The organism is Treponema phagedenis (assembly GCF_008153345.1).
Taxonomy (GTDB): Bacteria; Spirochaetota; Spirochaetia; order Treponematales; family Treponemataceae; genus Treponema; species Treponema phagedenis.
Genome location: NZ_CP042818.1, coordinates 1,034,834 through 1,055,155, shown reverse-complemented (window position 1 = coordinate 1,055,155; position 20,322 = coordinate 1,034,834). Strand labels below are relative to the sequence as shown.

The window sequence follows — 20,322 nt, the reverse complement described above, 5'->3', positions numbered from 1 at the left end:
TTTTCTTTTAAACCGATGTTGCCAACTTCGGAGATGAGGACGTTCGGTTTTGCGCTGTCTAGGCGGACTCTTCCGGCGGATTGTTTTTATCATGCGTAAGGGTTTATCAATGAAGATGCGGGAAACTCAACGATTTTGTACGCAAAATTTATGAACAAAAGCACCTTGCTCCGATGGAAAATTCCTTGTGTAATTTTTCTACAAACTGCCATCCTTTTGACTAAAAATAGAAATCCTGTTATAATAGCAGCTATATGAGTAAGAAATTTACATTTGCCGTAAATCAAAAGGTTGTGTATCCCGGACAGGGTGTAGGAGAAATTACTGAAATTTGCAAAAAAGAGTTTAAAGAAGAAATGCTGCAATACTACGTAATTTATCTTGAAGATTCCGATATGACCATGATGGTGCCGGTTATGCGAGCTGAAGAGTTGGGCATCAGAACCATTGTATCCAAAAAAGATGCCGAAAGCGCCCTTGATTTTCTTTCAAAAGAAGTAGAACAGGGACCACTGGATTGGAAGATGCGCTATCAAATGAATCTTGACTTATTTAAAAGCGGAGGAGTTTTAGATAATGCGACAATTGTTCGATCTTTGTATCATCGAAGCAAGATAAAAGAACTTCCCATTCAAGAACGAAAGCTTTATGATTCCGCATATAGAATTTTTGAAGATGAAATTTCCGCCGCATTGGGATTGCCGCAAAATGAAATAAAAAGCCTTATTCATACCTATCTTGAGAAATTCTCGGAAGAAAAATCGGAACTGTCGGAAGAAAATCTTCAAGATGATTTTGATGATGATCTTGATGACGAAGACCCTTTTGATAGTCTCGATGCCGATGATGAAGAGGATTTTGACGACGAATGAGTGATGCGGTTTTGATTACTGCGGCGGGAACATCTCAACGCATGCAAATAGGGAAAAAAGAATATCTTCCTTTTAGTTCATCCGATTCTGAACAGTCCGTACTGTCGGAAGTTGTGTTCCGGTTTGCACAATCAAAACTTTTTTCAGTTATTCTTATAACCGTTCCTTCAGGCGACGAAGAAAAAGCGGAGCAAATGGTAAAAAAAGATTTGCGGGTAGTGCCGTTTTTTGAAAACAAGGCTTTAAAAATTATCTTTGCCGAAGGCGGCGCCACACGAAAAGAATCCGTATTCAAAGGATTACAGGCATTAACTGCCGAAAACCCCGACTTTGTTTTTGTGCATGACGGCGCGCGTCCTTGGATTTCTCAAGCGCTACTCAAAACAATCGTAGAAAAAACCCACGAACTTGGAGCAGTCGTTCCCGCAATTCCCGTTATAGACACGCAAAAAGAAATTGATGAAACAGGAAAAATTATTAAACACCTTGAGCGCAAAACAATAAAAGCAGTACAAACCCCGCAGGGGTTTCCCTTTTTAAAATTACTTGCAGCGCATGCCTCTGCCGCCGGAGATGATAAAGCTTATACTGATGACAGCGAGATTTATGCATTGTTTGCAGGCGATGTGTATATCTGTGAGGGTGAGCGCGAAAATAAAAAAGTTACCTTCCCTGAGGACTTAGGATACTGATGATACGAATCGGGCTTGGCTATGATTTGCATGTATTGGAAGCAGGCAAAAAGCTCTTACTTGGCGGAGTTCATATTCCTTTTGAAAAAGGAGAAAAGGCGCATTCAGACGGAGATGTTTTATTGCACGCCATAACCGACGCTTTGCTCGGAGCAGCTGCACTCGGAGACATCGGAGAGCTTTTTCCGCCCTCCGACAATAAATGGAAAGATGCGGACTCTAAAAAACTTTTGCAAATTGCATGGCAAAAAATTCTTGCTGAAGGCTGGGTGATTGAAAACATCGACTGCGTTATTGTGATTGAAAAACCGAAAATTCTTCCCTTTAGAAAAAAAATCATAGAATCAATTGCGGATATACTTACAATACAATCCGATTGCGTATTTGTGAAAGCAAAAACTGCGGAAGGACTCGGCGCGATTGGTGCAAGCGAAGCGGTTGCCGCTTTGGTAACAGCCCTGCTCAAAAAATAAACACACCGCCTGTTTTACCGAAAGAGGCGAAAAAGCATGTCAGCGAAAAGCAAATTTTTAAAAAATGTATTCACAAAAGTGAGGAACGTTTAGAGAATTATGAATAAAATGCAGTATCCGGTACCGCCTCTTTTAGCGGAAATAGCCGCAGTGTTCACAAACGCCGGCTTTCAAGTGTATTTGGTTGGCGGCTCCGTGCGGGACTATCTTTTAAAAAAAGCAGCCCATGATTGGGATCTCGCAACCGATGCATCGCCTGAAAAGGTGCGAAAATTATTTAAGCATACCATTCCCACCGGCATTAAACACGGCACGATAACGATTCTATATAAGGGCAAGTCCATCGAATGTACAACCTTTCGCACCGAAGCGGATTATACGGATTCTCGGCACCCCGATGCGGTACATTATGCGCGCAGCATTGAAGAAGATTTGTCCCGCAGGGATTTTACTATTAATGCCTTCGCAGTTAAACTCCCCGAAGGACGCATAACCGACCTCTTTAACGGTATGCGAGACCTGCGGAAAAAAATTATCCGAACGGTCGGTAATCCGCTTGAGCGTTTTTCCGAGGACGGTTTGCGCCCGATACGGGCAATCCGTTTTGCGGCACAACTTGATTTTTCGATAGAGCCCGAAACACTGAAAGCAATCCCGCTCAGCATTGCAAAAATTAAAATTATTTCCGTTGAACGTTTTCAAGATGAATTCAGTAAAATACTTCAAACCGACAAGCCGAGTGTCGCTATTCGACTTATGCACGAAAGCGGAATATTACAAGAATTTATTCCTGAGTTGAGCGCATGTGCCGGCGTTGAGCAAAAAGGTTTTCACCGTTTTGACGTTTTTACACATTCTCTTTTAGTGTGCGATGCTTGCCCGAAAGAAAAATTACAAGTTCGCCTTGCGGGACTTTTTCATGATATCGGAAAACCCGCAATGAGAAAAAAGACAGCGCACGGAGATTATACTTTTTATCGGCACGAAGCGGTTTCAGTTGAGCTTACCGAAAAAATTTTGCGCCGATTGCGGTATCCGAATAAAATTATTGAACAGGTTTACCACCTTATCGGCAATCATATGTTTCATTATGAGGAGAACTGGACAGATGCGGCGGTGCGCCGTTTTATTGTGCGGGTAGGAAAAGAACATATTGATGACCTTTTTGATTTGCGGCAGGCGGACACCTTCGGGCTTGCCGGGCAAAAGGTGCAACCTTTTCATCTTGCGGAATTTACTGCGCATATCGATAAGATCCTTAAAGAAGATTCCGCTTTAAGCATTAAAAATCTTGCAGTCAACGGCAAAGAACTTATCGCACTCGGCATTCCCGCAGGTCCGATGCTCGGCGCTATTTTACAAGAACTCTTTCAAACCGTGCTTGACGACCCTGCGCAAAACACCAAAGACAGCCTACTTAAAATTGCGGAAGGTTTATACCGCCAAAAATACTGCAAATAAAAACCGCTCAACGCAAAAACTTAATCAAATTACGTTTGCATAACGAAAGAGACGGGCTCTACGGTTTACATCCAGCGCGCGAAATCTGCGCCAAAAGCGAGTTTGCGTGGTGGCTACAGCTGCTTTTGCTTTGTATTCACTTTTGGTACGGCGGGTAATTAAAACTGTGGTAAGTTTGCTCACCGTTGCGCCGTGTCGAACTCAGAACAATGTAAAACGATGTTTAAAAACTACCACACCGACATAAATAGGAGTTTTTAAACTCGCAGCACTGATTTAATCAAGAATACTAAAAATCAGGGCGTGGCGATGGTTCCAAACAGAAACGATGTTTTAAAGCAAGATTGTTTACAAAGCTTTAAAACTCGTGGTTTAGTTTTTGATATGGACGTCAAAAACTAAACCGTTGTGTCGAACTCTTTTTTATAAATTTTTTTAGGATTTGTATAAAATGCATTAAGAAAAATAATCGAGTTATCAAAAAAATGTTATACTAGTGTAACGTGACAATTCAGGGTTCATAAAACCGCATAGATTTTGTTCCGCAAAACCTATGCGGTGATTAATTGCAACGTTAAAGACCATAGCAATGAGTTTTACTACACCTTAAATTTTTGCACCTCGTTAGCTAATTTTTCAATGCTTTCCTTATTCTTTTGTGTAATTTCGTTTACTTCCTGTACCGCATTGCTGATTTGCACTGCTCCCGAAGCCATTTCGTTCATGCTGTCCGTGATAATCCGTGTCAGGCTATCCAGTTTTTGCATTTCCTTTGCAACACCTTCTCCGCCTTTGCGCATTTCTGTTGAGCCGCTATTAACTTCTGCGGTAATATTGTTAATATCTTTTATTGCGATGAGTACTTCGCGGCTTCCGCGTTCTTGTTCTTGCATTGCCTCCATTAGACGGTTACTCGTATTTTTTACTTCTCCGGATAAATCGAAAATTACATTGAATTTTTCTCCTACCGCTTGTGCCGACGAGGAAAGATCATCAATTTCTACTGAAAGTGTTTTTAATGTTGTCGTTATAGCTCTTCCTTGTGTGCTTGAATCTTCTGCAAGCTTTCGGATTTCGTCTGCAACAACTGCAAAGCCTTTTCCCGCTTCGCCGGCGTGAGCAGCTTCGATGGCCGCATTCATTGCTAAAAGGTTTGTTTGACTTGCAATGTGCTGAATAACGGAGCTTGCTTCCATAAGCCCGCCTGACTCTTCCGATATTTTTTGCATGATGTTAATAGCAACGGCAACTTTGTCTTTTCCGTCTGCTGTCGAAGAGGCCAGCTCTTGAATTGTTGCGTTTGCTTTTTCAAGCATTTGGGTGATAGAGTCTATATTTGCAACCATTTGTTCTATTGCCGAGGAAGATTCTGCAACATTTGTTGCTTGAGTTTCAATATTTGTATCAAGTTGCTTTATTGTGCGGATAATTTCTTCCATAGCTGCGGCTGTTTCCGTAACACTTGCAGCCTGCGTGAGGGCTTGCTGTTTTACGCCATCGATGTTAGCACTGATTTGATGTACTGCACTTGCTGTTTCGGTCATATTACTGGAAAGTTCAGTGCCGATATCTTGCATAATATTTGTATTTTCTGCGACTTGTTTAACAGATGTTCCTATCTTTTCAATTGTTTTATTAAAGTAGTCACAAAGATCTGTTATTTCATCATTACCTGTAACGGGAAGTTTAACCGTTAAATCACCATCTCCTTGTGCAATGTTTTGCAGCGCATTAACAGTAACCGTTAGTGGTTTTACTATTCTGTGTGCGGTAATAAAAACGACAACAAGAGCTGTAATTAAGATAATGAAACCGGTAAGATAGAGGGATATTCTGAGTCTTTGTACTGTTCCCATAAATTCGTAAATAGGAGCAGATATAATAACCGTCCAACCTGTACTTTTCAGTTTAGCAAAGGAAGCAATTTCCCATTCTCCTTTCCAATGAAAATAATCAACAGAACTTTCTTTTGATTCCATCGCTTTTTTTTCAAGCATTGCTATTGATTCAAATTCCGGATCGGTTTTTGCATTTTCTCTGCTGTTTTCTTGTTTTTTTACAATTTCAGTTTCCTCAGCGGCAATTGTTGTACCACTAAGTCCTACAATATAGCAGGCACCTGTTTTACCTACAACGATGTCAGCAATCTGATCGCAAAGCCAGAGCCCGTCAACAGTTGAATTAAGCACGCCGACAATATTTCCGTTGCTGTATACGGGTACTGCAAATATAATGAGAAGCTTATTGAGTGAACGGGAAATAAGCGGCTCGGAAGCAAAGGGCTTTCCTTTTAAAGCGGATTGAAACCAATCACGATCACTGACTGTTATTTTCTTACCCTCGCGTGTATATCGGAATCCGTATGTATTATAAAAATTTAATTGCACTAACTCATTATGCAATGCAAGTTCGGAATCTAAATATTCCAGTTTTTCCGCATCGCTTGATGATGCAGAGGTTAATTCCTTCTCTCGGGCAATGCTATTAAGCAATTGGAAAAAAGCATTTATTCTGCTATCAATAATTTCGGCAGTGTCATTTGCTTTATCGATAAGATGGTCTTCAATTTTTTCGGATACGGCTTTTTGTGCAAACTTTAATGCTAAAAAACTAAGCATAAAAAGAGAACCGGCAGAAAGAACTCCGAAAACGATCAGAAGTTTTCGGCGAATAGAAAATCGTTTTTTATTTCCTATATATTTTCTTGATGGGGTGTATTCTATTGTAGATGTCATATAAAAGCTCCTCCTATATTGGCTTTCAATAAATTATACACTATATTTAAAAAAAGTAAATATAATCTTTTTTCTAAATATTATATTTTTTTTATTTTTTAGACATGATGGCCTGTCCTGCATCTAAAGTGAGAGTCCTTCATAAGCGTAATTATCGATACAAATCACAGAGCAACTTAATACGGGAAAAATCCTGTCGGGGTGCTTCTGCGATTTTAAACATTATAAGAGGACTCTCTAAAAACCGATTAGTTTTTAAAGAGTTCGTTTTGGTACGGCAGGTAATTAAAACTATGGTAAGTTTGCTCACCGCTGCTCAATTCTAAACGATGTTTAAAAACATCAACACTGTTTTGTAAAGTTGAAGCTTTTAAACTCGTAGGCGAACCAAAGATAGCAATTCCAAGGTCTCGCCCTTGCGCCGTGTCGGAATCTTTTTAAATTTTTATAATTGATGTTGAATCGAAGAGGTTTTAGAAAGCGGGTTCGGTGCGCAGCTCTGTTCGATATTTGTTGACGGTGCGGCGGGCGCATTGGATGCCTTCTTGCTTAAGTATGTCCGAAACAGTTTGGTCGGATATTTTTTTATTTGGGTTGTTTTTTCGCCATTGCTCCACAATTTTTTTAATGCGATGTTTTACCGACTCTTTTGAATATTGAGATGAAGTGTATGTTTTTTTTATGCCCGATTTTGCTTCCGCTACCGACATGAGTCTGCTTGAAAAAAAGTATCGCAGCGGATAGTTTTTATGTTCATATTGCAGATACTTGTTATTTACCGCCCGCGATACGGTGGAGACATGTATGCCGACTGCTTCGGCAACATCGAGCATTCGCAAAGGGCTGTGTTTTGCGGGGCCGTATCGGAAAAAATCCTGTTGGAAGTTCAGTAGTGCTTCGGTAATTTTTAATAAGGTTTGATCCCGGTATGCAAGTAAATCGATCAGCGTTTGTGCGTCCCGCAGTTGTTCTTTTGCGGCGGACTTATTTTTGTTTTGCGCACCGCTAAGATTTTTTGCGTAGTCTTCCCGTATTGCAATAACGGGAATTGTTTGGTTGTTAATTTCCGCCGTGAAGCCGGTGTCCGTTTTTTTGACAATGACATCGGGTGCAAAAAAACTGTCGGACTCGGGCGGCTGTTCTTCCAGCACACTGCGTCCAGGGTACGGGTGAAGTTCTTGAATAAGCGATAAAATATCTTCCGCATCTTCTGCGTCTATCGGACGGGGAAAAATCTTTGCTTCATTTATTCGTTTTGAAAGTACGCTCGGAGTAAGCTTGCGTTGTAAATCTTTTTCTGAAGAGAAAAGCAGCTCGCTGTGATTTTTTAAAAGCCTAATGGTGTAGTCATAGAGCGGATCGGAAAAGCCTGAAAAGCGCAGCTCCGCCTGCACCGCAAGGGATTCTTTAAAATTGAAAACCGCGCAGCCCTGCGGTTCCAGTTTTTGCAGCAAAGATATTGCGGCAGTCAGGTTTTTTTGTAAAACACTTTTCAATTCTTCCGGAGCGGATTGAATAAATCTTTCGGGCGGGAGGATAAAAAACCCTTGCAAGTCTAAATCCTGTACAAGAATGCGTGCGGTTGTAAGGATATCGGGATCTTTTTTTTGATACAAAAGCTGTTCGTTAAGCACGTCTCGAATAGTTTCCCGTTGTTCTTCCGCACGGTTTTCCAAAAAGTTTTGAAAATTATCGCTTGCAAGTTTTCCTTCCGCTTCGCTTGTATACCGCAAAACGGAAGGTTGGTTTTGCAGTTTTCTGATTGATTCGGCAGCGGCTGTTTCGCCTTCTTTTCGTAAAGGGTCGGAAACGATTGTCAGGGCGGGGTTGCTTTCTACCTGTTTAAGTACCTCCTCCCGTAAATCGTTTGCGGATAATTTAATTAGAGAAAAGCCTTGAACCAGCTGCTGATTTAATACAAGGCGCTGCTGCTGAACTAAACGCTGCCGTTGTTTCATCTTATATTACAATGTGCAGTTAAAATCTTTTACCAATATTCCCGGCAAAAGGCAGCCACCCACTGCTCGCTCTTCGTAGGTTGCGGTGTTCGTAAACATGTGCCGCTCTTTTGTAATTGCCAAAAGGTTTGCACCGAACATATTATACAGTGATTCGTCCCAGCGCATATCGGCGATGGGCGCAACAACCTTGCCGTCTTCAACCCAAAGGCAGGCAAATCGAGTCATACCGGTAACGCGGGCAAAGGCGGGGTCGCTCCAGTTGAGGTAATGGAAGTTGGAAACATAAATACCGGTTCCTAATTCTTTTAGCGCGTCCTCTTCGCATAAATCGCCTGCGCCGATCACAACTGAGCGCATCCATTCTCCGCTTGGAGCGCCGTTTGATTTTACCCCGTACTGTTTTTCGGAGCGGGAGCTGACAAGCGTGTTGACCAATGTACCGTTTTGCACAATCGGCAATTGCTCGGGGGCAAGCTCTCCGTCTTCGTTAAAGGCAGGCTCAAGCCCGAGCGAAAAATCCTGCGTCAGAGAAAAACTGTCGGCAAAGCTTTCCCGTTTTTCTTTTAACGCAAGATACGCGCTTTCGCCTTGCTGCATGCACCGCTCGCCAAAACCGTTCCAAGAAAAGAAATCAACAACTTCAACGAGGGCATCAGCGGTAATAAACATGCGGTATCGTCCCGGCTCTATTTTTTTAGGTTCGCATGAAAGGACGGAAAGCCCTTCCCGCGCTTGTGCAATCTTTTTTTTGTATTCATCATCGCTCCACTCGCGCCCGGAATATACGGATTTTACCGCCCGCCCGTTCGGAAGCCAAACCGAATAGTCAAGCAAAAAGTTTTCGGTTTCAAACCAATGATGGGCACCTGCCCAGTTCATCGAGCCGCGGCAAATTATTCCTTGAGAAAACAAACCCGCAAAATCTAGGTCCCGCACGGGATCAAGCAGGGTTTTTTCTATTGTAGCTGTCGGCAAAAGCTTTCCCGCATACACTGTGTTTGATTTTTCGTTTGCCGTCGGAATAGATTGGTACGGGTCATCGGGCAAAAGGCTTGCAGTTATTCTTGCTTTTTCGAGCTCTTTCGCAATAAGAATAAAGTCTTGAGAAAGCTCTCCGCTTAACCCTAAACCGAAAGAAATTGTTTTTGTATTTTTCCATAGGGTTACGCCGGCATGTATTTGTTCTACCGAACCGTTTTGGCGCACCTTCGCCTGATTAAAACGTAAAAAATAACTTTGTTCCGCACGGTAACTGATTGATGCCTTTTCATCATTTTGCAACTCTTTCAGTATAAAGGAAGATATCGATTCAAAGTGTTGTTTAAAATTATGTTTCATTTACCGCCTCCGAAAACCTCAACATTTGAAAATGCGCATACGGGGCTTGCATGCCCGACAAAAATAACCTGATTCGGTTCACCCTTCCCGCAGTTCGGCGTGCCGAATACGTCAAAAGTGCTTTCATCGCCAACCGCACAAAGGTTGTTCCAAAAATAGCGGGAAATGCCGCGGTAATTCGGATCGCGTACAGTTTTGGTAAGCTTCCCGTTTTCGATCAGCTGCCCGTATTCGCAGCCGAACTGAAATTTATTGCGGTAATCATCGATTGTCCATGATCGGTTTGCACGCATGAGAATTCCTTTTTCTATTGAAGAGATAATATCTTCAAAACTGCTTGTGCCCGGCTCAAGGTTGATGTTTGCCATTCGGTCTATCGGCGGTCTGTTCCATGAAGTTGCCCGTTGATTTGCAACGCCTTTCAGCTTTGAGCGCTGTTGGCTTTCCAAACTGCCGAGCGCCCGCACTAAGATGCCGTCCTTAATGAGGTATTCTTTTTGCGCAATATTGCCGATTTCATCAGCGGCGTAACTTGCAAGCTCGTGCGCAATGCCGGGATTAAAACTCACATTCATCAGTTTTGAGCCGTACTGAAAATTGCCCACATCTTCTATTTTGATAAAACTTCCGCCGGCAAAATTCCGCTCGTCTCCGAGAATGCGGTCGATTTCCAAAGCATGCCCGATACTTTCGTGGATTTGCAGCATAAGCTGGTCGGGCATAAGCACCAGCGTGCGCGTATCATTCGGACAAGGCTCCGCCGACAAAAGTTCAATAACTTCAGCGCCCACCTGTTTTGCCTGCGTCAATATTTGTTCTGGATTAAATAACTCCCAGCCGCCTTGAAATGTTCTGCCGCGGGGCCCGTTCGCCGTGCGCTGCTGAACAATGTCCCCTCTGCGGCCGACAGCTCCAAGACTAAGCCCGCCAAAGTATAACGCTTGCGCAATTTCCGCCCCATTTGTTGATAGAATTTCTATTTCAGACAAACCTTTTTCAAACGTGGCGGCGGTTTGAATAATCTCATCGCTTATATGTAATGCATCGCATGCACTAATTAATGTATCGAAAACTTCATTTCCGGGTTTGCCGCTTAACTGCTTTCTTGTACTTGCGTATCGTGCTTTTGTCGGCGGACGCACAGAATCGGTAAAGGAAAAAATTCCAAAAGGCGCCGCCCGCTCTACGTTTGCAAAGGCTTGCGCCGCAGCCGCAGCAATTCCTTCCGTGGTCATATTCTGCGTGGCGGCATAACTGAAATGCCCCTTATACAAAACTTCAACCATAATTCCTTCATCGGAATCGCAAGCCATATTGGAAAACTTTCCGTCAACCGCTGCATAATAATCCATATATGTTTTATGCCTGCGCAAGCCAATCCACTCCGCTTGCGGTGCAGCCTTGTGTGCCGCAGCCAAAAGCCGGTATAAATCCTCTCTCATGTAACCTCCCGAGTTAAAACAGTTATAAAATTTTTCATCGCAAGTATACCCTGAAAAATCCGCTCCCGCAAGAGTTACACTGCATAAATTGAATTATCGGAATGACGGTTTTGTTTACGCCGATAGGAAAACAGTAAGTCTGCTTTCAATATCATACATGCCGGTTTCGGGCAAAAGTAGTTTTGCCCGAAACCGGCTGTTAAAATGTAACCTCCTCTGCAGGCGAAAGTTCTTCCTGCGCGTGTCGCGGTACCTCAGCATTTTTAAACCGAGGTTTAAACTCAACATGTTCGGCAATTACTTTTATCTTGCTGTAATTTTTGCCGTCCGTGCCAACCCATCGATCTTGCTTGAGTCTTCCAACCACACGCACGCCGCAACCTTTTACACAATTTTCTCCGCAAAGCTCGGCAAGTTTTGCCCATGTTTCAATATCGAAATATGATGTTTCCTGTGAAGTTTTATCATTAGTTCGATAATAACGATTTGCGGCAATCGAAAAATTGCAAATAGCGGTTCCTTTCGGACTTGTTTTTACTACAGGATCCCGTACAACATTTCCTTCAATAATAAGCGAATTAAGTGAACTCATATATCCTCCAAAAATAAAATCTAAAAATAAAAGGCGGTACCGAACTTCTTTTATTCTTAAATACTATTATTGAAACAAAAAATCAAAATGCCATAGATTTAAGAAAAATAGTCAATAAAAATTCACGCATATCTGGGGAGTACGCATGAAGAATAAACATCATACATTCATGGGCATTACAGTTTGAAATTTTTCTCTTATCCGACTTACTCAGAGCTGAATGCTTACAAAGCGCCGGCGTACTACAACATTGTTCGAATCTTTCCAAAAAATAGGGACGATAAACCCACGACCAAGGGCGTCGACAAATCCCTCCCTAAACCATTACCGTGGTAAGTTTGCTCACCGTTGTGCCGTGTCGAGCTCTTTTTATAAATAGAAGCTTTCTTATTTTTTATTTTTTTGGTATACTTGAGAAAAGACTTAGGAAGCTTTTAAAAATATCAGTTTTTAGAGCCGCCCTTAAGATTTTTACATTGCGAAAATTGTAGAAATAATTTTATTAAGGAGAAACAAATGAAATTATCAGTATTACAAAAAGCTCGGTATGAGTATCAGCCAAAACTTCCGGCTGCTTTAAAACAAGCATTGGATTTAATCTCAATGAAAATAGGCGAAGCAACTAAGTCCGTTGCGGATCAGGAAGAGGTAAAGGCGCTTTTTCCTGCAACATATGGGAGGCCGCTTGTTACCTTCCGTTCAGGAGCAAGTTCCCCAAACAGGAATCCTTTACGCGTCGGCGTAATTCTTTCAGGCGGACAAGCTCCCGGCGGTCATAATGTTATTGCCGGCTTATTTGACGGACTCAAAAAAGGGAATGCCGATTCAAAACTCTTTGGCTTCTTAAACGGTCCGGCAGGTTTAATTGATGGAAAATACAAAGAAATTGATGCCGCATTTATCGATGAATATCGAAATACGGGAGGCTTTGACATTATCGGATCAGGCAGAACAAAAATTGAAACCGATGCACAAGTCGCATCATCTTTGGAAGTTGCAAAAAAAATGAAACTTGATGCGGTTGTGATTATCGGCGGAGATGATTCAAATACCAATGCAGCCCTGCTTGCCGAACATTTTATAAAGGCGGACTTAAAAACACAGGTTATCGGTGTGCCGAAAACCATTGACGGCGACTTAAAAAATGACATGATAGAAACCTCATTCGGGTTTGATACCGCAACAAAAACCTACTCGGAGCTTATCGGAAATATTGCACGCGATGCTAACTCCGCAAAAAAATACTGGCATTTTATTAAACTGATGGGAAGATCTGCAAGCCATATTGCACTTGAATGCGCACTCAGCACGCAGCCGAATGTCTGTCTCATATCGGAAGAGATTGAAAACGAAAAGAAAACTCTCGGTCAAATTACGCAGTACCTTTGTGACATCATTGCAAAGCGTGCCGAAAACGAAGAAAACTTCGGAATTGTCTTGATTCCTGAAGGGTTAATTGAATTTATTCCGGAAATGAAAACCCTCATTTCGGAACTGAATGATGCAATGGCAAAACATGCGGATGAATTTACGCGTTTAAAAACTTTTGCCGAAGAATACGCATGGGTTGAAAAAACTCTCTCCAAAACTTCAGTGCAGGTTTTTGCATCCTTACCTGAAGAAATTTCAAAGCAGTTATTAATGGACAGAGACCCGCACGGAAACGTACAAGTTTCTCGTATAGAAACGGAAAAACTTTTGCTTGGGCTTGTGCAAAAAGAACTTGCGGCAAGAAAAAATGCAGGTACCTATAAAGGCTCCTTTTCGGGCTACACACACTTTTTCGGCTATGAAGGACGCTGCGCCTTTCCGTCAAACTTTGATGCGGACTACTGCTACTCGCTTGGCTTTACTGCCTTCCTGCTGATTGCGCAAGGATTGACCGGCTATCTTTCTTCGGTTCGCAACCTGACCGCTCCCGCAGACGAGTGGCAGGCAGGCGGCGTTCCGCTCACCATGATGATGAACATGGAGCAGCGGCACGGCAGCAAAAAACCCGTTATCAAAAAGGCACTGGTCGAACTTGACGGCAAACCCTTTCAAGAGTTTGCAAAAAATCGGGACAAGTGGGCAATTACCACAAGCTACCTGTATCCCGGAGCCATTCAGTATTACGGCCCGACGGAAGTTTGCGATGCCGCTTCAAAAACATTACAGCTTGAACAAGGCAAGGCTAAACGCTAAAAAAAATAAAAGACCGCATGTTTTTATTATTGGCATACGGGTGTTGCGGTTTGAACTTTGCAGAAAGCCGGCTTTCCATTAAGCGTGCCGGAGCGGAGCAGTTGCAAACCGCCGGCGTACTGCGGGCTCCGCTATCGCTCCGGCTCTTTTTGCGCTATTTTGGGCGCGCAAAAAGGATCCGGCTTCGCACTTTTGAAAAAGTGCTCGCCGCCCTCCGTCCGCCTAACACGGGTCAAGATGTTTTTGCTTGGCAAATGTTGCAAAAACATCTTGACCTTCGAGTTTTAAAAGCACTTTAAAAAAGTTTATGCTTTTAAAACATCGTTGACAATTGGTTTTTGCTGTCCGTGTACAATGCTGAACAATGAGTTTTGTCCGGTTACTTTTTTGTATGGACACAACTCCTTGCTGCGTGTGGAGTTCCCGTCAATACCGGCATACCGGATTTCAGCATTCCTATGGTAAGTTTACTCACCCTTGCGAAATTCCAAACGATGTTTTAAAGCAAAACTATTTGCAAAGCTTTAAAACTCGTGGTTTAGTTTTTGACAAGGACGTCAAAAACTAAACCGTTGTGTCGGGCTCTTTCTTATAAAATTTTTTACGATTTGTATAAAATGCATAAAAATGGATTGAATTATCAAAAGAACGTTATACCGTCAGCTTAGTTTTCCGTATTTTTGCAAATATAAAAACATTGCGGAACACATAAGCGCATGATCAAAAGGCGGTTGTCCGAGTTTTTTTAGAATTTCATGCACAGGGAACGCTTCGCTTTCTAAAAACTCATCCGGATCCAAATGCTTGGCAACGGTTTTTTCTCCGCAATCGGCTAAAAAAACATGGGAGCGATTTTGCATAATTGCGGGATTAGGATACAGAATTCCCAGCGGTTCAATATGAACAGCTTCTTTCCCGGTTTCTTCTAAAAGCTCCCGCAGTCCTGCCTGCTCAGGCGTTTCCCCCTTATCCACCACACCGCCGGGAAATTCCGTACTTAAAGCGGCAGAGCCGTGTCTCCATTGAGTTACCATCAAAAAATATGCAGTCCCTGTTGAATCTACAATCCTCGGGATAACAATTACCCATTCGGGTGCAAAAATTGATACAAATGTCTTTTTCTCATTTTTGGGAGAAAGACTTTCAATTTCTTTCACGGTAAAAACCCTTGTTTCACAGATTTCTTTACTTCCTTGGGGAGCCCAACACAAGTCATGAATATTTTTCATTTTTTTAAAACCTTCCTTTGACAGAATTGAATTTACCGCTTATTCTATACTAAGGAGGCGTTTATGGCAATTATTACAATCTCTCGACAAATAGCATCGTACGGGGACGAAACCGCAGCAGAACTTGCAAAATTATTGGGTTATGAATTTGTAGATAGAAAATCCCTTGAAGCGGATTTGATAAAGCTCGGTGTCCCGGAATCAAGCTTACAAAAATACGATGAGAAAAAGCCGACGTTTTGGGCTTCGCTTTTGCGCGACCGCGATGAATATTTTGATTATTTGCGCGAGGCAGTTTATGAGCATGCACAAAAGGGAAATACAATTTTCATCGGCAGGGGCGGCTTTGCCCTTCTTCGAGGTATTCCCGGTTGTTATTCGGTTCGTCTGGTAGCCTCCGAGCATACGCGAGTAGAGCGATTGATGAATGAATTTAATTGGCCTGAAAAAAAAGCAAAAGAACTCATGATCGAAAGTGATACCAATAGAGAAGGGTTTCATAAATGCTTTTTTAATGTAGTACATGATGATCCCGCCGTTCATCATATTGTAATCAATACCGACTTTGTTGATCATAAAACAGCCGCGAACATTATTAAGTATGCCTGCTCACAAACCGTTTCTGCGAAGGAAGAAGAGAAGGGGGGGGAGCATATTGCAGATCTTTTGCACGGGCAAAAAATTATCAATCATATTGCTTTTGACCTAAAGCTTCCCATTTATTTTTTGGATGCAGAGGTTTCGGAGACTGAAATTGTCTTACACGGAGTGGCTGATTCTGCATCACTTATTGAACAAGCACTTGTTGTTGCAAACGATATGGCAAAAGGGAAACCGGTTCGCTCAAGCATCAGTATGGTAAACGAATATAAGCCATATCCTTAAAAAGCAGTTTGCTATAAAAAACAATGAGTAATTCTTTTTGGAATTACTCATTGTACAATTGCCGAAATTTTCAGCTTTGATACTACATACGGAATGTTTGTATCGGCGGTGCCGGTTTACTCGGTACAAATGTTTTTATAATCAGGATTATTTTCAAACCACGTTTTTGCATATGAGCACACAGGCTCAATTTTTTTATTTTGCTTTGTTGCGACTGCGATAACTTCGCGTATTAACTTATCGGCAATACCTTGTCCTCGCAGTGAAGAATCTACAAAGGTATGGTCGATCATAACTTCCCTTTCGGAAATATCGGGAAAAGTAACCTCTGCGATTGTTTTCCCTTCGCTATCGGTTGCATAAATCCTGTTTTTCTGATGTATAAAATCCATAATAACCTCTTGTAAGATTATACAATGTTTTTGTATTTTTATGCAATATCCCATGCGCACAGAAATAAGGTTGGAGCATAAAAATAAAAATTATATTAACGCGCATTGCAGTTTGAAATTTTTCTCTTATACAAGTTATTTTTTACGTGTTGGAAAAGCACCCTGCGAGTTTTAAAGCTTTATAAATAGCCCCGCCGTAAAACATCTTTTCTGTGTGGGCACCACAGGCACACTGTAGTTTTACTCATCTTTATTTGTGTGGAGATAGCGTTGTCTGTATTCCGCGAGTTGATATATTTTATCCAAGTAAACAGCCGTCCCCTGTACAAGAGCACAGGATCTTTCTACAACAGTTTTGTCTGTATCCTGAAACACCCGGTTCACCGTTAGTATAGCGTTTTGTAATTAACTTCCTGTTATAAAAATCGGAGTATCAACAATAAGGGGCTGCGGATTTAAGCATTCCTATGGTAAATTGCCCACCGTTGCGCCGTGTCGGACTCTTTTTATAAAATGCATTAAAAAAAATAATCAATTTCATAATTCTGTGTTGATGCTTTTAAATGTGCTTTGCATTATTCTGATTTTAACATACGCGGCAAAACCAAACCTGCGATTTGTAAGCATTCAATTCCGAGCATTTAAAATAAAACGCTCCGCAAAAAACTTCAATTTATACTACTTCTTATTTTTATACTGACTCATGCGCAAATCTACAAGCATGTCGTGTTCTTGCGTTTTCTATTTTTTTTGGATATACTGGCGATATATGCAAGCTAATAAATTCTTTTATAAACTATCTTTTATTTGTATAATCGGATTTTTTCTTTTTGGTCTTACTTCCTGCTCGGATAGAATTGGTTATGGTGTTGTAAACTGGTCTTCCCTGGAACCTCCGTTAACGGCCGGCGATATAGTGCCTGTGTATGTGCGCTCGAATATTTCAAAAGTATATATTATCGGCATAGAAAAACAAAAACTAGAAGTTCCTTTATGGCAACTCAGTTTTTTTACTTCCATGAAAGAAGCTCAAGCCTATGTTGATAAAACAAATGAATATCGTTATACGTATGCAAATGCAAAAATTGACGGTCTCCCTTTGCGCGCAAAGGCCGAAAACACCGCCAAGCAGGTATATCGATTGCGACAGGGGCAAACGGTTAAAATTCTATGGAAAGGCGCCGGAGAGCCTGTTATTGCACGCGATAAACAGTTGGAAGGCGAGTGGTTCGAAGTAATGACCAATGACGGTACAACCGGCTGGTGTTTCTCGTATAATTTACAAATATTTGATGAAAGAGAGTCTGCTGTCGGACAGGAAACTCATGACGATTCAGCTAACGATCCTGCTTTGCAAGCTGTTTTTACAAAAAATTGGTACCCTGAAAGTTACCGAAAAATGATTTTAAAAAAACAAATAAATATTGAAGAGATGGCAACTGATTGGGGATTTGCTCCCGGAGAAAAAAAAGGTGTTGCAAAAGTAGAGATAAAAAATGATCGTTTTTCTTTTCCATACTCAAAACTTACCAAAACAAATACCAACACTTATTTATTTGAAGGCTCTTCTCTTTCTATGCAAATCAGAGATGAAAATACGGTAGTCTTGCAGTTTATTGATAACAACGGAAAACCCAGAACCGAAACTTTTATCACTTTAGAAAAAACTCCTGAAGAAATTATTACCGAAGAACAAGAGCGGCGAGCAGCAATTTTAAAAAATCTCTATCTTGCGGGACCTGTGTTCCGCTCAAAAAATTATGGTAAATTGGAATTTCAGGATAACAATAAATTTATTTGGAACGGTGCAAAGGCTTTATCTCCGGCAATTATTCCCAAGAATTCCGGATACTCAGGTTATATTGCAGTACGATTTTTCATTGACTCTTCGGTAAAATCTGAATATAAGGGAGTGCTTTCCTTTGACTTTGACGGCGCCTCCGAGTGGGTCAACTTTTTATATGTGCTTTCCGGAGACAGCTTAAAACTTGAATACATCGATTCCGCAAATATACAAGACGGAGTTGTCGTAAGAAGAAATTTAAATCCGGTGATTCTCTTTTTTCAATCCGAAGGCGAAAAGCACTAATGTCTTTTGTACAGCTTTCCCAAATATCCCTTGCATTCGGTGCAAGGGATTTACTGAAAGACATAACCCTTGTTTTAACCAAAGGCACAAAGGCTGCTTTAACCGGCGCAAATGGCTGCGGAAAATCAACGTTAATGAAAATTATTGCGGGATTGCAGCAACCTGATTCGGGGACTGTTTCTTCAGAAAAATCAACGCGAATTGCGTATTTGCCGCAGTCCGGGATTGTCCATAAGGAAGACACCCTGGTTGAGGAAGCGGAAAAAGCATTTGCGCACAGTAAGGAACTTTTAAGGCTTCTTGAGGTAAAGGGAAGCGAACTTGCAGAAAACGAATCCGAAGAAAAAAGTTTGCACCTTGCCGATGAGTACCATAACTTGCAAATTGAATTGGAAGAAAGCGGTTGGTATCGGCGCAAAGGTTTAATCGATGAGGTTCTCCGCGGGTTAAGTTTTACCGATTACGATTTTAATCGTCCCTGCAAAGAATTTTCAGGCGGTTGGCAAATGCGTATTGCGCTTGCAAAAATTCTTTTAAGCGGCGCCGATATTATTATTTTAGACGAGCCTACCAACTATTTAGATATTGAAGCGCGCACATGGCTTGAGTCTTGGCTGAAAAATTATAAGGGCGGCTTTTTATTGGTCAGCCACGACCGATTTTTTTTGGACTCAACAGTAAATGAAATATATGAGCTTTTCAACGGCACGCTTAAACGCTATGTCGGCACGTATTCTCAATACGAAAAGATTCGCGCTGTAGAACTTGAAACGCTGATAAAAGCATACGAGCAGCAGCAGGAAGAAATTGCAAAGACCGAAGACTTTATCAGAAAGTTCAGATACAACGCAAGCAAGGCCGCTTTGGTGCAGGACAGAATAAAGCGGCTTGAAAAAACAGAACGCATAGAAATCCCTGAGCAGTTAAAAAAAATACAGTTTCGTTTTCCCCCGGCACCGCATTCGGGAAAGCTTATCATTCAAGCACAACAGGTTTCAAAAGCCTACGGAGAACATCAGGTTATTCAAAACTTAGACCTGATAATCGAAAAGGGAGAGCGTGTAGTCTTTGCGGGAAAAAACGGTGCAGGAAAAACCACCCTGCTTAAAATACTGGCGGGCGAAGATCCTGAGTTTAGCGGAGAAGTTCTGTACGGCTCTGGTGTGCGGGTTGGTTTTTTCTCTCAAGATGAATCCGAAAAAATGACCGGAACCGAAAGCATTATCGACTTACTTGAAAAAGAAGCGCCGACAGACTTTATACCAAAACTGCGCGACATGCTTGCCGCCTTTTTATTTCGCGGAGATGATATTTATAAAAGCATTTCCGTTTTATCGGGCGGAGAAAAAAGCAGACTAGCCCTTTTGCGTCTTTTATTAAAGCCGCTCAATCTGCTTATCTTGGATGAACCAACCAACCATTTGGACTTGCATTCAAAAGATGTGTTGCTGAATGCTTTGCAGCACTTTGATGCGACAATTCTTTTTGTATCGCATGATAAAGATTTTATTCAAAACCTTGCAACGAGAGTGCTAGAATTGCAAGCGCCCGATAAAGAACATGCCCTGCAAGCATCCCGTATACGGAATTTCCCCGGCAGCTATGATTATTATCTTTACCGCAAAGATAAAGAAGATGCTGATGAAAAAGAAAACGCTACTCCAAACATTTCTGCGGCAAAAAGTGAAGCCATCCTTTCCTATGAAGAGCAAAAAAAGCAGCGAGCTGAACGGCGCAAATCAGAACGGGAGGAACAAAAACTCTTATCTAAAATCGAAGAAACCGAAAAGGAAATTGCTGCACAAGAAAAACTTCTTGAAAACCCTTCCGTATATTCAGACCATGAGCAAAGCCGCAAAGTGCAGGAAAAAATTACAGAGCTGCAAAATACGGTTGCCGATCTTTTAACCCAATGGGAAGAAGCCGCCCGCAAACTTGAAACTCAAGAATAATATACTACGCGCATTGAAACTTACG

Annotated in this window: 15 protein-coding genes; 8 read left to right on the top strand and 7 right to left on the bottom strand. The window is 41.7% G+C overall.

All coding sequences use genetic code 11. The features are described 5' to 3' along the window. Nucleotides 1-254: 254 nt before the first annotated feature. From FUT79_RS04570 to FUT79_RS04555, 4 genes are all read left to right on the top strand, one after another. Nucleotides 255-872, top strand: a complete 618-nt coding sequence (locus tag FUT79_RS04570; RefSeq protein WP_024752346.1) for a CarD family transcriptional regulator — start codon at nucleotides 255-257, stop codon at nucleotides 870-872. Beyond that, complete coding sequence (locus FUT79_RS04565; RefSeq protein ID WP_002701103.1) at nucleotides 869-1,564, top strand: IspD/TarI family cytidylyltransferase; 696 nt, start codon at nucleotides 869-871, stop codon at nucleotides 1,562-1,564. The genes FUT79_RS04570 and FUT79_RS04565 overlap by 4 nt, the downstream gene beginning before the upstream one ends. Then, nucleotides 1,564-2,037, top strand: coding sequence for a 2-C-methyl-D-erythritol 2,4-cyclodiphosphate synthase (gene ispF / locus FUT79_RS04560; protein WP_039943465.1), 474 nt, complete (start codon nucleotides 1,564-1,566; stop codon nucleotides 2,035-2,037). Before FUT79_RS04565 ends, ispF begins: the two co-directional genes overlap by 1 nt. A 108-nt stretch (nucleotides 2,038-2,145) precedes the next feature. Beyond that, nucleotides 2,146-3,498: a CCA tRNA nucleotidyltransferase gene (locus FUT79_RS04555; RefSeq protein WP_024752344.1), complete on the top strand. Its 1,353-nt coding sequence runs from the start codon at nucleotides 2,146-2,148 to the stop codon at nucleotides 3,496-3,498. A gap of 599 nt (nucleotides 3,499-4,097) precedes the next feature. Here FUT79_RS04555 and FUT79_RS04550 read toward each other — a convergent pair. The 5 genes from FUT79_RS04550 to FUT79_RS04530 form a co-directional block, all read right to left on the bottom strand. Beyond that, nucleotides 4,098-6,233 (bottom strand): methyl-accepting chemotaxis protein, encoded by a 2,136-nt coding sequence (locus FUT79_RS04550; protein ID WP_148889322.1) that lies wholly within the window; start codon nucleotides 6,231-6,233, stop codon nucleotides 4,098-4,100. A 473-nt stretch (nucleotides 6,234-6,706) separates the two neighbouring features. Then, nucleotides 6,707-8,191: an RNA polymerase factor sigma-54 gene (gene rpoN, locus FUT79_RS04545; RefSeq protein WP_024752341.1), complete on the bottom strand. Its 1,485-nt coding sequence runs from the start codon at nucleotides 8,189-8,191 to the stop codon at nucleotides 6,707-6,709. Nucleotides 8,192-8,197: 6 nt separating this feature from the next. Further along, nucleotides 8,198-9,532 (bottom strand): TldD/PmbA family protein, encoded by a 1,335-nt coding sequence (locus FUT79_RS04540; RefSeq protein WP_024752340.1) that lies wholly within the window; start codon nucleotides 9,530-9,532, stop codon nucleotides 8,198-8,200. Then, on the bottom strand, nucleotides 9,529-10,974 hold the full coding sequence (locus tag FUT79_RS04535) for a TldD/PmbA family protein (protein WP_024752339.1): 1,446 nt from the start codon (nucleotides 10,972-10,974) through the stop codon (nucleotides 9,529-9,531). Before FUT79_RS04535 ends, FUT79_RS04540 begins: the two co-directional genes overlap by 4 nt. Before the next feature lie 199 nt (nucleotides 10,975-11,173). Next, nucleotides 11,174-11,566: a single-stranded DNA-binding protein gene (locus FUT79_RS04530; protein ID WP_002701075.1), complete on the bottom strand. Its 393-nt coding sequence runs from the start codon at nucleotides 11,564-11,566 to the stop codon at nucleotides 11,174-11,176. Nucleotides 11,567-12,082: 516 nt separating this feature from the next. Here FUT79_RS04530 and FUT79_RS04525 point away from each other — a divergent pair. Further along, a complete protein-coding gene (locus FUT79_RS04525) occupies nucleotides 12,083-13,750 on the top strand; it encodes a diphosphate--fructose-6-phosphate 1-phosphotransferase (protein ID WP_148879857.1) in 1,668 nt (555 codons plus the stop codon). A 659-nt stretch (nucleotides 13,751-14,409) separates the two neighbouring features. Here FUT79_RS04525 and FUT79_RS04515 read toward each other — a convergent pair. Further along, a complete protein-coding gene (locus tag FUT79_RS04515) occupies nucleotides 14,410-14,979 on the bottom strand; it encodes an NUDIX hydrolase (RefSeq protein WP_002701082.1) in 570 nt (189 codons plus the stop codon). Between the two features lie 63 nt (nucleotides 14,980-15,042). Between FUT79_RS04515 and FUT79_RS04510 the strand changes: the two genes are divergently transcribed. Then, the gene (locus tag FUT79_RS04510) at nucleotides 15,043-15,864 is read left to right on the top strand and encodes a cytidylate kinase family protein (RefSeq protein ID WP_024752336.1); all 822 of its coding nucleotides are present in this window, start codon (nucleotides 15,043-15,045) and stop codon (nucleotides 15,862-15,864) included. Between the two features lie 116 nt (nucleotides 15,865-15,980). Here FUT79_RS04510 and FUT79_RS04505 read toward each other — a convergent pair whose 3' ends face one another. Continuing rightward, nucleotides 15,981-16,256, bottom strand: coding sequence for a GNAT family N-acetyltransferase (locus tag FUT79_RS04505; RefSeq protein WP_024752335.1), 276 nt, complete (start codon nucleotides 16,254-16,256; stop codon nucleotides 15,981-15,983). A 769-nt stretch (nucleotides 16,257-17,025) separates the two neighbouring features. Here FUT79_RS04505 and FUT79_RS04500 point away from each other — a divergent pair. Together FUT79_RS04500 and FUT79_RS04495 are read left to right on the top strand one after the other, a co-directional pair. Beyond that, on the top strand, nucleotides 17,026-18,345 hold the full coding sequence (locus tag FUT79_RS04500) for an SH3 domain-containing protein (RefSeq protein WP_148879127.1): 1,320 nt from the start codon (nucleotides 17,026-17,028) through the stop codon (nucleotides 18,343-18,345). After that, nucleotides 18,345-20,297, top strand: a complete 1,953-nt coding sequence (locus tag FUT79_RS04495; protein ID WP_024752333.1) for an ABC-F family ATP-binding cassette domain-containing protein — start codon at nucleotides 18,345-18,347, stop codon at nucleotides 20,295-20,297. The genes FUT79_RS04500 and FUT79_RS04495 overlap by 1 nt, the downstream gene beginning before the upstream one ends. The last annotated feature ends 25 nt before the right edge of the window (nucleotides 20,298-20,322 follow it).